Annotated in this window: 10 protein-coding genes; 5 read left to right on the top strand and 5 right to left on the bottom strand. The window is 37.3% G+C overall.

The features are described from left to right. Positions 1-148: 148 nt before the first annotated feature. The 3 genes from QM481_RS23405 to QM481_RS23415 form a co-directional block, all read right to left on the bottom strand. On the bottom strand, positions 149-1,186 hold the full coding sequence (locus tag QM481_RS23405; protein ID WP_283383579.1) for a thioredoxin family protein: 1,038 nt from the start codon (positions 1,184-1,186) through the stop codon (positions 149-151). A 474-nt stretch (positions 1,187-1,660) separates the two neighbouring features. Continuing rightward, positions 1,661-1,912 carry a NifU family protein gene (locus QM481_RS23410; RefSeq protein ID WP_283383580.1) on the bottom strand — a complete coding sequence of 84 codons (252 nt, stop codon included), beginning with the start codon at positions 1,910-1,912 and terminating at the stop codon, positions 1,661-1,663. A 166-nt stretch (positions 1,913-2,078) separates the two neighbouring features. Further along, positions 2,079-3,185 carry an Mrp/NBP35 family ATP-binding protein gene (locus QM481_RS23415; RefSeq protein WP_283383581.1) on the bottom strand — a complete coding sequence of 369 codons (1,107 nt, stop codon included), beginning with the start codon at positions 3,183-3,185 and terminating at the stop codon, positions 2,079-2,081. Positions 3,186-3,649: 464 nt separating this feature from the next. Here QM481_RS23415 and QM481_RS23420 point away from each other — a divergent pair, with 464 nt between their 5' ends. The 3 genes from QM481_RS23420 (at position 3,650) to QM481_RS23430 (ending at position 6,269) form a co-directional block, all read left to right on the top strand. Continuing rightward, positions 3,650-4,687, top strand: coding sequence for a sensor histidine kinase (locus QM481_RS23420; RefSeq protein ID WP_283383582.1), 1,038 nt, complete (start codon positions 3,650-3,652; stop codon positions 4,685-4,687). Positions 4,688-4,700: 13 nt separating this feature from the next. Further along, positions 4,701-5,420 carry a LytR/AlgR family response regulator transcription factor gene (locus QM481_RS23425; RefSeq protein ID WP_283383583.1) on the top strand — a complete coding sequence of 240 codons (720 nt, stop codon included), beginning with the start codon at positions 4,701-4,703 and terminating at the stop codon, positions 5,418-5,420. Between the two features lie 219 nt (positions 5,421-5,639). Continuing rightward, positions 5,640-6,269, top strand: a complete 630-nt coding sequence (locus tag QM481_RS23430) for a uridine kinase family protein (protein WP_283383584.1) — start codon at positions 5,640-5,642, stop codon at positions 6,267-6,269. 82 nt (positions 6,270-6,351) lie between these two features. Here the strand turns inward: QM481_RS23430 and QM481_RS23435 are convergent, their stop codons facing one another. Further along, on the bottom strand, positions 6,352-8,592 hold the full coding sequence (locus QM481_RS23435; protein WP_283383586.1) for a TonB-dependent receptor: 2,241 nt from the start codon (positions 8,590-8,592) through the stop codon (positions 6,352-6,354). A gap of 320 nt (positions 8,593-8,912) precedes the next feature. Between QM481_RS23435 and QM481_RS23440 the strand changes: the two genes are divergently transcribed. Next, positions 8,913-9,194 (top strand): SCP2 sterol-binding domain-containing protein, encoded by a 282-nt coding sequence (locus QM481_RS23440; RefSeq protein ID WP_166551669.1) that lies wholly within the window; start codon positions 8,913-8,915, stop codon positions 9,192-9,194. A gap of 341 nt (positions 9,195-9,535) precedes the next feature. On the opposite strand, the gene nadB is transcribed toward QM481_RS23440, so the two are convergent. Beyond that, entirely contained in the window at positions 9,536-11,119 is a 1,584-nt protein-coding gene (nadB, locus tag QM481_RS23445; protein ID WP_166551670.1) for an L-aspartate oxidase, read from the bottom strand. Positions 11,120-11,723: 604 nt separating this feature from the next. On the opposite strand from nadB, the gene QM481_RS23450 reads away from it, so the two are divergent. Then, positions 11,724-12,677, top strand: a complete 954-nt coding sequence (locus QM481_RS23450; protein WP_283383587.1) for a DUF8428 domain-containing protein — start codon at positions 11,724-11,726, stop codon at positions 12,675-12,677. Positions 12,678-12,977: the final 300 nt, after the last annotated feature.

Genomic DNA, 12,977 nt, shown 5'->3' on the forward strand with positions numbered 1-12,977 from the left:
GCAATATAGCAAATTTAGACGAGACAGCAGGGTTTTGAAGAAGTTGAGGCAATAAAAATGAAATAGAAGCAAGAGAGAAGATATAGGAGTGATCGTTTCTTATTCTTCTACTTGCTTCTATTTTGATGATATTCTTGATATGATTAGCTTACTTCTTCTTGAAAATCCAGTCTAGTTTTTCAAGTGCTGCGGGATTAGTTGTTTTTGTTTTGACAAAATTCTCGATAAATGCTGCATCTTTCTTATCGATTTGCTTTACATTTTTACAAAAAGCATCTATCAAATTAGCTGCTTCTATGTCTTTGCCTGCCTTGAAAAGGATAGTCGATTCGGTCCATACAAAACGCCCACGAATGGATTGCTCGTCGATACCCAAACGACGAAGATATTCTTTCATTTGAGTGAATTTTTCAGGCGAATATTGTTGTGCTCGGCTGCAATACAAACTATACATCACGATATTTTCGGCTGTAACTTTGACATTTTGCGCACCAAACTTTTTATTAAATTCCTCCAAATGATTCATCATGTTGACAAACAAAGGGTTTTCGTCGTCCATGATGATTTTCTGTAAAACCACAAAATTGGTTGGACTAGACAGCATCTCTGGTTTTTGCTTTTGTGCATACGTGCGCATTGCCGCAAGATTGTCGGTTGTATCACATAGCAAACGGCAAGTGTAGGCATATTCAATCAAGAAATTATCATCATTCATTCCCTGTTTGAAATAGCTTTTCCAAATGGCCGATTGCATTTGTGGATTAATAGCACGCTCGCCCATATTGATGATATAAGCTTCGTTGTTTTGCTCATCACCAGCCGACTGGATATGCAGCAATTTTTCGTCTTTATCCCAAAAACTCATCAGGGGTGTTGACAATACATAAATATTATGTTTTTGACGAAAAGCTCTTGCCTCAGGAGAGTTTACTTCCAATTGGTAATTGATAAAGGTTTTATTGTAAAAAGCCCCTACTTTGGCATTAGCATCAAAAGTCTTCTTGAAATTTTCACAGTGAGGACAACCAATCGCATAAATTTCAACAAAAAGTGGTTTGTTTTGAGCTTGAGCTAGGGCAAAGGCACTTTTGAGTGTTCCTTTAAAGAAATTAATACCTCCTCGTACCTGTGCTTGCACCTGTACCAAACCTACTACAAAGGCAAATAGTAAAGCAATTTTTTTCATACGGTTGTTATTGAGTGAATGATTAAGTATTGCGGATTTCAGATATTTGATTTCGGAAGTATCTATTTTATAAACAAATACTATTATTAAAATCCGAATTTGCGAATGATTAAGTATTGCGAATTTCGAATGTTTGATTTCGGAAGTATCTATTTTTATAAACAAATACTATTATTAAAATCCCAAATCCGAATTTGCGAATGATTAAGTATTGCGGATTTCGGATATTTGATTTCGGAAGTATCGTTTATTATAAACAAATACTATTATTAAAATCCGAATTTGCGAATGATTAAGTATTGCGGATTTCGGATGTTTGATTTCGGAAGTATCTATTTTATAAACAAATACTATTATTAAAATCCGAAATCAAAAATCCCCAATCCAAAATTGATTATTGCTCCTACACAACGAATAGCCCCTGCAAAATAATTTGCAAGGGCTATATATATTTTGGACAAAGCTTTAAGTGAATTAAGCCACAACAGCTTCGATACGAGCAATTTCAGGAACTTCACGACGGATGGTTTCCTCTATACCAGCTTTGAAAGTCATGGCAGACATTGAACACGAACTGCATGCGCCCACAAATTGTAATCGAAGAACCAAATCGTTTGTGATTTCGATAACTTCCACATTGCCACCATCAGCTACCAAATAAGGACGAATCTTATTCAAGGCCGATTCTACTTTTTCTGCTAGAGAATTCTCAAACGTTGTTTCCATGCTTTATAACAAGTTGGTTGTATGGTCTTTTAGCAAGATCCATAAATATATTCAAGCTAGAATTTTGCTTCTGCCCTATTCGATTTTGCTAGTAATACAAATATCGTAATTATTTGATACCAAAGCCGACAGATGGCTAGGAAATTTAGCTATATGTATTTATCGTCTACACTTTCAACTGCACTGGCGTAGTTTTGTCTATCGTTGCATTACGAATAGCTACTTGTTGTGCTACGTTTTCGGCAAGATCTTTAAAGGCTTGTGTCATAATCGAATCACCCATTACTACAGGTTTGCCTTCATCACCACCTTCACGGATTCCTTGTACCAATGGAATTGAGCCTAATAATTCGGTTTCGTATTTTTCAGCCAATGCTTTACCACCATCTTTTCCGAAGATATAATACTTATTATTAGGTAATTCTTCTGGTGTGAAATAAGCCATATTTTCTACAACACCCAATACAGGAACATTGATTTGCACTTGACGGAAGAACATCAAACCTTTAGTAGCATCGGCCAAAGCTACTTTTTGTGGAGTTGTTACTACCACGGCACCTGTTACAGGCACAAGCTGTACCAACGACAAGTGAATATCTGAAGTACCTGGAGGAAGGTCAATCAATAAGTAATCTAATTCTCCCCAGTGTGTATCACCAAAGAACTGACGCAAAGCTTGTGTAGCCATCGGACCACGCCAAGGCACAGGGTTGTCTTGAGGAGCCAAAAAGCCCATCGAAATCATCTTGATGCCGTACTGCATGATTGGCTGAATCATGTTTTTGCCGTCTATCTGCTGTACCATTGGTTGCAAATCTTCAGCGCCAAACATCACAGGAATCGAAGGGCCAGAAATATCGGCATCGATAATACCAACCTTAGCACCAGACAATTTAAGCGCCATGGCTAAATTAGCTGTTACTGTAGACTTACCCACACCACCTTTACCTGAAGCCACTGCGATAATATTTTTGACATCAGGCAACAAGGTAGAATTACCAAAACGGGTCGTTGTTACGTCAGCAGTCATATTAATAACCACTCTCAGATTGGGGTCTACGTGTTCGTGGATCGCGTTTTCGCAGTCTTTTCTGATTTTTTCTTTCAAAGGACAAGCTGGTGTTGTAAGTACAACGGTAAAACGTACCTCTCCGATACCCAGCTCAATATCCTTAATCATATTGAGGGTAACAAGGTCTTTTTTCAAATCTGGTTCAGGAACCGTAGATAAAGCCTTGAGAATTTCTTCTTTATTGATTTTTAAATCGCCCATGATTGTTTTTCGAAATTAGTGGCAAATAACATTTATGCCATTTAGATAAGAATTGGTATCTTATCACTATCGTTTATTAAACTTAACCGCAAAGATAGCTTGTAAGTTTCTTTAAGCGATAGGAAGTAAAGAGGAAATTGCCAAATTGGAGATAGCTATAAATTACAAAGGACTCAACAAGTGAGTCCTTTGAAGGGAAAATAGGAGTAGAGACTATTAACTTTAAATGCTTTTGAGGTGTACTCATACCAAATATTATTTGGAAATCAAATTTCAATATTAATACACAATTCTAAAAATTATTTACGTAGACAGGTATATAAAGAGGGTCAACAAGTCAGATTTCTGTGTGAAGCTATTCTCAAAATAGGGCTAAATAAATGTTTCTCTTAACTTAGGTTATGAAATTCATAAAATGATGTTTTTTTTGATGGTAAGTGCGTTTCTTCATGGTAAATTTGGGAATGAATAACAAATTGAGGCTTATCTGGATATATCTTTTGGTATGGTTGTTATACATGTTTTGTGAAGTAGCAGTGTACTATGGACTAATAGAAGTACCCTTCAGCTTCAAGACGATTGTACCAATCATATTACACGGTGTTTGTAAGCTTTGTGTCTTTATATTAGTTACCCAATATGTACTCCCTCGCCAAGCCCAACCAAGCTCAGCAGGAATTTTAGTACCACGATTGGGGCTCAGCATTGGAATGGTTGTTGTATGGACTTTAACGGTTCATTTTGTCTTTATCCCACAATGGTTTGACCCCTCTCAATATTCGCACTGGCGCAAAGACCTTTGGTTTCAAGCCAGTACTTATACAGTTATTATTTCTTGGGCACTAGCCTTTTGGTATGCTCAAAGCTTTTTTGAACAAGCACAACAACAGCAAATTGAAAAACTAGAAAAAGAACGCTTGAACGACGCCATCAAACAAGCTGAGTTAACTAATCTAAAAAAACAAATCAGTCCACACTTTTTTTACAATACGCTTAATTTCTTTTATGCGCAGTCGGTGCAATATTCAGAAAATCTCTCACGAGGTATTTTATTATTATCTGAAATTATGCGTTATGCGATAAAAGATGACGACGAAGAAGGAAAAGTTCACTTGAATAAGGAGGTTGCTCAAATTCAGAATTATGTCGAACTCAACCAACTTAGATTCGATAATCAGTTGCATGTTCAGGTAGAAATAAAAGGCAATTTAGAGTATCGTCGCATTGTGCCTTTGATTCTATTAACCTTTGTAGAAAATGCTTTCAAATTTGGAGATTTATCGAACCCAACTCACCCACTTTTGATAGAAATTTCGGTCAAAGAAAACCACTTAACATTTAAAACTTATAATAAAAAGTGTTCCGAAGCTAAAAAACAATCAGGAGGTATTGGCTTGAGCAATACCCGCCGCCGTCTACTACTCGCCTATCCTAACAGGCACAAACTAACCACCAGTGACGAAGGCGATTTCTTTAGCTTGACGCTGCACTTAGTACTTTAAATACTTTATTAGAATGTTGAATTGTATCGTTATAGATGATGAACGCGCCGCCATTGATGTATTAAGCAACTATGTCAATCGTTTGCCTCAACTAAACTTACTAGCCACCTTTACAAGTCCCGTTGAAGCACTCGAATTAATCAGAACCCAGGCCGTTGATTTAGCTTTTGTAGATATAAGAATGCCTGAACTATCGGGCATTGAACTCATGAAATTGGCGGGCAGTCGCTGCCGATTCATTATTACTACTGCCTATGAAGAATATGCGCTTGAAGGATACCAATATCATAATATCGACTATCTGGTAAAGCCTGTTCCGTTCGAACGATTTGTACGTGCCATCGATAAAACTCAGTCTATTTTGAGAAGAAGCACAGAAAGCGAGCGCTCGGGTACAGCAGATGACTATGTTTTTATCAAAACTGAAAGTAGAATCCAGAAAATTGAACTCAATGACATACTCTTTGTAGAAGGCTTAGGAAATTATGTAACGGTGCATACCACCCGTGGAAAATTCGTATCACTGCTCAATGTAAAAGACTTAGAGGAAGCACTTTCGCCAGACTTATTTTTGAGGGTTCATCGCTCTTATATTATTTCTTTGGGTAAAATAGATTTTGTGGAAGGCAACCAAATTTTCTTGGATAACGAAACTTCTATTCCTCTCGGAGATACCTATCGTAACCAACTTTGGACAGCTTTAGATAAGAAAATTATTACTGGACGAAAATAAAGTCGTGAATCTTTCCGAACTTTGCTGAAATATACAATAGTCTAAATCGAAAGTGGATGTTGAATTCTTCACTCCTCTCTCTTGATTCAGCGCTATTAAGAATTCCCCCATTCAAAGAAACTATTCTATCGGCTGGGGGAGTTTATGTGTATAAGCATAGTTCATTGCCCGTTTGGGTAGAATTCTAGTAGTAAAATTTCTTTAACATTAATCCAATCAATGGCTATTCCCCAACGACCGTATCTCGTAGGTATTACTGGTGGCAGTGCTTCGGGCAAAACTTTGTTCCTGAAGCGATTGCTTGAGGCTTTTCCAGAAAATGAAATTTGTTTGATTTCTCAAGACAATTATTATCGCCCACGTCATCTTCAATTGAAAGATGAAAATGGTGTTGAAAATTTTGACCTTCCCGAATCAATTGATGGAGAGGCTTTTGCCCACGATGTTGAGCTGTTGAAAAAAGGATTGGAAGTACACAAAGAAGAATACACTTTCAATAATAAGGCTGTAACTCCTAAAATGTTATGCTTTAAGCCAGCTCCAATTGTAGTTGTTGAAGGTATTTTCGTATTCCATTACCCTGAAGTAGCCAACCAGTTGGATTTGAAGGTATTTATTGATGCCACCAACAAAATCAAACTTAATCGCCGTATCAAACGCGACGCCGAAGAAAGAGGATATGATTTGATGGACGTGATGTATCGTTGGAAAAATCACGTAAACCCTACCTATAAGAAATTTATTAAGCCTTATAGAAAAGTAGCCGACATCGTAATCCCAAACAATCATAGCTTCGACCTTGGTTTGGATGTGCTGATTAATTTCTTGAAAGCAAAAATTCATCAGTAAGCTTTAAGACATTTACAAGAAAAGGGTAGAATATAGACTAATGGTTTATATCCTACCCTTTTCATTTTTTCTAGCTCTTATTCTAAAATGATATACCTACCGACAGCTTGGCAAAAAATGGTGTTCCTGCCGTAAAATGGATTTCATTTACGGGTTCTGTTTCATTTTTCAACTGACTTTCGGTAGCAAACTGCGTTTCTTTCCAACGCACATTAGCAAGGTTTTGGATAGATAAGCCAAAGTTGTATGCCTTGTATTGATAATTGACCTGCATATCATTGACAAAATATCCTTTGGCAATAATGGTATTATCGTCATTGGCTGGTCGGTCAGCCATGTATCTGTATCGCAACGAACCACTCCAGCCATTCTGTGTTCTTACATTCAAGCCTCCTGTTGAAGTTCGGGTTGGAGCCAAAGGCAAAAATGCTTGTAATTCGTTTACACCTAACGCTCTTGGTTTGGCTATGTTCCAATCCATATCAGCATACAACCAATCTGTAATTTGATAACGCAACGAAAAATCTAGTCCCATACGACGGGTTTTGCCACTTGGTTCTACGACGGCTTCGTCACCCACATATACAAACTCTTGGTCGAGCCATAAATACCATGCCGACATATTGAGCAACAATTTAGAAAACGGTTTCCAAACAACTCCCAAATCAGAACCGTAAGCTGCTGGCAATATCTCACGTCCCTGGGTAGCTACCACTACACGTGTATCGTTTGAGTGAAAACCTTTACCCGTATTCAAATACAATTGCAGGCGATTGTTTGGTGTGTAATATAGGTTGAATTTAGGACTTAATATCGAAGCATTGGCTTTCAAAGTATATTTACTCGAATCACTCAAAAAGTTGTTATAACGATTCCAGAACATATCATATCGCAAACCTACATTGGCTGTCAATCGCTCTGATAATCGCATGGTGTAGTCGTAATAAAAACCTAAGTTTTGTTCCATAACTTTGCCGTATTTCAACGAATCACTGACAAAAGTGCGGTTTACAGTTCGTGATAGTTCGAGGTTATTGACAAAATCTTGTCGATAATCTATACCAATATTCGAACTCGCACCATTACCATGTTCCAACGAATAGCTGGTGTTTCCTCCCCAAAGATTACGGTTTTCATGCTGCTTTATCTGGTCTCCATTTACAGGATCTTCTTTGAAAAAGGTAAAGTTGGAAAATAACAAAAAGTTGTAGTTGGAGTAAAATAATTGGTTTTTCAATACGCCATTGCCTAATTGTGTTACCAATTGCGCATTGAGATTCGTTCTACTGGTTTCGCCACCTTCGGTGTCATCGATGGCTCCATAAAATGAAATTTGCCCAGCATCTACCGCACGATCGGGGATTTGTCCTGAGTGATTCCATTTACTCCAGAAGGTAGAAGCAGTCAAAGTTAGTTGTGATTTACTCGAAAATTGTCGATTGTATTTGGTAACAGCATTGACACGACGAAAATGCTGAGGCGAGTCAAAATAACTATCAGAATAACTATATTCCCCTCCTACATACATTGATTCATTGCGCTCTTTGGCTTTTTGTCCTAAAAGATTAAAAGCACCTACAGCACGGTAAGTATTGAATTGCCCTGCTTCAACCTTTACAAAGTTTTTGTCCAAGACGTTTCTTGTTCTAAAATCTACCCAACCTGCTGTCGTAAAATTACCTTTATCGGCATAATATGGTCCTTTTTTGAAATCCACTCTTTCTATCAATTCAGGAATCACAAAGTGCAAATCGGCATATCCTTGTCCGTGTGCATGCGATACCATATTTACGGGCATACCATCCACTGTCAAGCGAATATCTGTACCATGATCAAGGTCAAATCCTCGTAAAAAAATCTGTTCAGCTTTGCCTCCTCCTGCGTGTTGACCAATAAATAATCCTGGCACCGAACGCAATACTTCTTGTGAGTTATTAATAGGACGCAATTGCAAATCTATACTGCTGATTGTTTGTTGTTGGTGCGCATTTTCGGGATGTACCTCTACCTCATCGAGCTGAACCATCGCTACGGGCAAAGCAATTTTAAGCGTTTGATTAGTTTTTACTTTGGCTTCGTATTTCTGATAACCAATATGCGAAACTTGCACCTGTACTTCAGCAGAAGTCAGTTTTGAGATAGAAAATTCTCCCAAAGAATTGGTAATCGCATAACCATTGGGCGTGGTTCGAACAATTGCCCCTTCGATAGGCAACTGCGTAGCTTGATTGATAATTTGTCCTTTTAGGGTAAAATTTTGCGCAATAGTACCAAAAGACAATAGCCATAATAGCCCCACTAAGGTTGTAAAAAGTTTTTGCATGTGATAAACATCGCTTTGTCTGAGCGAAAATAGGATTTAGTCTGTTATGAATGTTGGTTACTTATTCACAAAGATACTATCTGAATGCTCAAATATGTGGTTGGATTTACTATGAAATATTGACTGATATATAGGAAGTTTCGTTACCAAGAAGTCCTAATATACTGGTGAACAGGAAATTATTAGCCCTGAATAGGGTCTCTGAGGTATTTTGAAATACATTTTTGCGAAAATATATATTTTAGCGAAATTTCGCTTGTATTTAATTTTTACATTTATTAGATTTGATATAAGAACTCAAACAAGTAAAAAATACGACTATGGAAAGATTAATGTATCAAATCGCACAACATCAAGAAAAATTAATGCAAATGGGTGGCACAGTTCGTTTTGACTTGCCAGAAGGAAGTATCATGATTTGTACAAAGGGTCATGTAAGCGACGACTACCAAACAGCAGATTGTTCATTTAGAACAACCACTACAGTATTACAGAGCCTTATAAATGGTCATATTGACCCTATGAGCGCAGTAATCACAGGAAAATTAAAATTTGCAGGAAATGTTATGGTTGCCCTTAAACTAAAAGAATTGTTTAGCTAATGATATGGAGTGATTGTTTTCTAACTGTTCACTAAACATGAGGCATACCGAATTTGGAGATTGAGCAAATGAGTGATTATGTAAAAATTTGTATTCTCGCAGTAGAGACGCAATGATTGCGTCTTAAGCTAATTCATATCTAACATAGTAGCATCAAAAAAGCGGTCGAAAAATATTTTCGACCGCTTTTTTGATAAATCCCAATCCTAAAAATTCGGGATGACTCATGTTTGATACTATATTTCAGAAAGATACATCTTCAAATGCAAGTATTGTGTATCTACTGATGGAACGTAGATTTAAAGAATAATTTTCAAAACTCTTCACTCTAAACTCCTCACTTATCTGATATTATCTAAGTTATAATGCAAGCCTCTATTTTCTTTACGAGCAATGGCGTGTTTAATCACCAAATAAGCTGCATTAATCATATTTCTCAATTGACAAATCTGTACTGATAGTTTGGATTCACGATATAACTCTTCGTGTTCAATATAAATCAGTTCCAGACGGTCATACGCACGCTTCAAACGACGGTCAGTTCTTACAATACCAACATAATTACTCATAATGGATTCCAATTCACGAGTCATTTCGGTTACCAAAATCAATTCTTCGGGATGTGTCGTACCGTCATCATTCCAGTCTGGTATATTGTCAGGGATAGTATTTTCCTGATAAATTTCAATCGTTTTTTCAAATGCACGATGCGCATAAACAATCGCTTCGAGCAAAGAATTAGACGCCAAACGGTTTGCTCCGTGCAAGCCTGTGCACGAACATTCGCCTGCGGCAAAAAGATAATTAATCGTTGTTTGCGAATATTCATTTACCTTAATACCTCCGCACAAATAATGCTGTGCTGGCACCACAGGAATCATGTCATTGCCTGTAATATCCAAACCTAAATGATCTTTGCAATAGTTATAAATCATTGGGAAATGATGCTTGAAATCTTCCGCCTCCAAATGACGAGTATCCAAATACACATGGTCGACCCCATTCTTCTTCATTTCAGAGTCGATTGCTCTTGCAACAATATCACGCGGTGCTAAAGATAAACGAGGGTCATAATTTTCCATGAATGTCTCACCATCCTTATTTTTCAGAATACCGCCATGTCCACGTACAGCTTCCGAAATCAAGAAAGAAGGTTTTTTGCCAGGCTGATAAAGTGACGTTGGGTGAAACTGGATAAACTCCATATTGTCTACCAAAGCTTTGGCACGATATGCCATCGAAATACCATCGCCCGTAGCAATGGTAGGGTTGGTAGTACTTTGATATATTTGACCAATACCACCTGTCGCTAAAAGTGTCGTTTTAGCAAGAAAAGTCTCGGGCTTGCCTGTCAAAGTATTGAATACATAAACGCCATAACATTTTTTGTCAGGTGTATCTTTCGTTACTTTTTCACCTAAGTGGTGTTGTGTAATCAAATCAATGGCAAAATAATGGGTAAAAATCTCAACGCTTGGGAAAGATTTTACCTTTGCCAGTAAAGCACGTTCGATTTCGTTACCTGTAGAATCTTTATGGTGCAAAATACGATGATCTGAGTGTCCGCCTTCTTTTACCAAATCGTAAGAACCATCGGCTTTTTTATCAAACTCAGTACCATAGTCAATTAACTCTTGTAAACGAGCAGGTGCTTCTTTTACGACAATTTCTACAACCTTTGGATCTGACAAAAAATCACCCGCAATCATGGTATCTTCGATATGTTTTTCGAAAGAATCCTCATTATTCCAAACAGCTGCAATACCTCCTTGCGCATATTTGGTATTGGTTTCTTCGGCCACCGTTTTAGTGATGACTGCGATTTTGACATCTTGCTTTTTATCAGCAAAATGCGATGCAAGTTTGGCGGTGTAGGAAAGTCCTGCAATACCAGAGCCTATGACTAAAAAATCGTATTTGGGCATTATTTTGAAATAAGTTTGTGCGAATTATCTAAATATAAATTGGCTATTGGCTACCAGCTTTTAGCAATCAGCTATAGAATTATGTCCTAATCTAAGTAAAATATAGAGTAAAATTGCATTAATATGCTTTAGACTATAAGCCGTAGACACTAGAATAAAGTCTGTATTACTTCGATATAAAAAATATGATTAAGCTTAAAAGTGTATTTTAATAAAATTATAGAAATATTTTTGCCTAAAGCCTATGGCTCACAGCCTAAAGCCATTTTGAAATGTCGCCAAAGTTACGTGCAAAGACGACATCATCTTGAGTTAAAAAGAAAATATTTATAAGAAATCTCAAGTTAGTCATACAATCTCTAAAATTAATCACAAATATTAGTACGACACTAAGGTATTTTGAAAAACCACCAGAAACAGGATAATAGGCTATCTTCAAAATTCTATATTTGTTTATACAGTTTCGAGAAAGAGATTTCTTGAATCAGGCTAAATTGTTTAATTTCGGGCTTTGAAAAGTACTTTCAAGTTTTGAGAAAAACGAGTTATTTATCGTTTTCAACAAACATCTCAGTGAAAGTTCTCATATTTAATCAACTCTTTTATGGATGTAAACAAGTCCAACAATAGTCTCTGGAAAGCTGGTACAGGTGCATTTGCTATTTTGTCAGCTGTTTTAGGCTATTTACTATTTGAAGCAAAAGGTATTAGTAAAGACCAAAATCGAATGATAGACCAGCGTGTAGCCGAAATTTCGTCGGCACGTATGAGTTTGGACTCGATTGGGATGCAAATGGATGCCAAAATTGCAGAAATCAAATCTTTGGGTGGACGAGTAGAAGAGTTAGAAGCTGCCAAAAAACAGTTAGAAGCTGATGTTGCTGGACTCAAATCAGCAGGTGAACTTTCGAAACAACAATATGATGGCAAAATAGCCGAGTATATTAGTCTCCTCAACAACAAGGACGCCGAACTGAATCGCCTTCGTAAAGAAAATGGCATTTTGGCAGAAAAAAATCGTACACTAACTTCTGAAAATACCGACTTGAGTACCGAAAATGTTTCGTTGAAAGGCATCAAAAAATCTTTGAGCGATTCAGTCGAAAATGTATCTCGTAAAAACTCTGAGCTTTCGGCAAAAGTGAGTAGAGCCTCCGCTTTACAAGCACAGGAAGTACAAGTATTGGCCGTATCAGACAGAGGAAAAGAGCGTGATGGCGGTACCTACAGGGCATCAAAAGTGAGTAAAATCAAGGTGGCGTTTAGCTTAATGCCCAATCCAATTGCCAAACAAGACGAAAAAGCTATCTACCTTCGTGTGCTCGACCCTGATGGGGCAGTATTGTTTGACACGGCGGCTGGTTCGGGAAGTTTTACGGTATTCGGAAAAGAGACAAATTTCACTGCTAAAAAATCTATTTTTTTTCAGAATAATAACCAAAATGTAGAGATTACCTATCAACGTAGTGGTAATATTCCCTATCGTGCGGGCAACTATAAGGTAGAATTATACGCCGAAGGTTATCAAATCGGTACGGGAGGATTTACAGTGAAATAAGCCCTTACTATTGGGGAATTGGGATTTTTGATTGCGGAGTGTACGAAGGATTTTATTTTGTTCAACAGAGTTCTTATTTATTGTTTTTTTGGGGCGTAGCTGCAACCCTTGCGGTTGCCATTTCGAATGCGGTAACTGCAAGAGTTACCACTACATCAATTTTATTTTAAACCTTCGTACAGTTGTCCTTGCCTAAAATAGGTTGCCCTGAGTTTTAGCCAAGTTAAAGTAATCAAAATAGTAAAATAGTTTGATTTGGGTTTGTGTTTTTTGAATAATCACATGTCCAAATCGGCAAAT

It is taken from the genome of Flectobacillus rivi (genome assembly GCF_030056655.1).
Taxonomy (GTDB): domain Bacteria; phylum Bacteroidota; class Bacteroidia; order Cytophagales; family Spirosomataceae; genus Flectobacillus; species Flectobacillus rivi.